Source organism: Paraglaciecola polaris LMG 21857 (assembly GCF_000315055.1).
Taxonomy (GTDB): Bacteria; Pseudomonadota; Gammaproteobacteria; order Enterobacterales; family Alteromonadaceae; genus Paraglaciecola; species Paraglaciecola polaris.
This window is the reverse complement of record NZ_BAER01000137.1, coordinates 1-853: the sequence shown is the minus strand read 5'-3', so window position 1 is coordinate 853 and position 853 is coordinate 1. Positions and strand designations below refer to the sequence as shown.

At 45.3% G+C, this 853-nt stretch carries 1 protein-coding gene; it reads left to right on the top strand.

Annotated elements, in window-relative coordinates; all coding sequences use genetic code 11:
• On the top strand, window positions 1-853 hold an 853-nt coding region (gene tuf / locus GPLA_RS21890; protein ID WP_040515698.1), incomplete at both ends, for an elongation factor Tu.

Genomic DNA, 853 nt, shown 5'->3' with positions numbered 1-853 from the left:
CTCAAATGGATGGCGCAATCTTAGTAGTAGCAGCGACTGATGGTCCTATGCCACAAACACGTGAGCACATCTTGTTAGGCCGTCAGGTTGGCGTACCTTTCATGGTTGTTTTCATGAACAAATGTGACATGGTTGACGACGAAGAATTATTAGAATTGGTAGAAATGGAAGTACGTGAATTACTTTCTGAATACGAATTCCCTGGCGACGACTTGCCAGTAATCCAAGGTTCAGCACTTAAAGCCCTTGAAGGCGACGAGAAGTGGGAAGCTAAAATCATCGAGCTTGCAGAAGCCCTTGATTCTTATATCCCAGAGCCAGAGCGTGACATCGACAAGCCTTTCCTACTTCCAATTGAAGATGTTTTCTCAATTTCAGGTCGTGGTACAGTGGTAACAGGTCGTGTTGAACGCGGTATTGTTAAAACTGGCGATGAAGTAGAAATCGTTGGTATGAAAGACACGACTAAGAGCGTATGTACCGGTGTTGAAATGTTCCGCAAATTGCTTGACGAAGGTCGTGCAGGCGAGAACATCGGCGCATTGTTACGTGGTACTAAGCGTGAAGACGTAGAACGTGGTCAAGTACTAGCTAAGCCTGGTTCAATTAACCCACATACTAAGTTTGAAGCTGAAGTATACGTGTTGTCTAAAGATGAAGGCGGCCGTCATACTCCGTTCTTTAAAGGTTACCGTCCACAGTTTTACTTCCGTACAACTGACGTAACAGGTGCTGTAGAGCTTCCTGAAGGCGTAGAAATGGTAATGCCTGGTGACAACCTTAAATTCGTAGTTGAATTGATTGCACCTATCGCGATGGATGAAGGTTTACGCTTCGCTATCCGTGAAGGTGG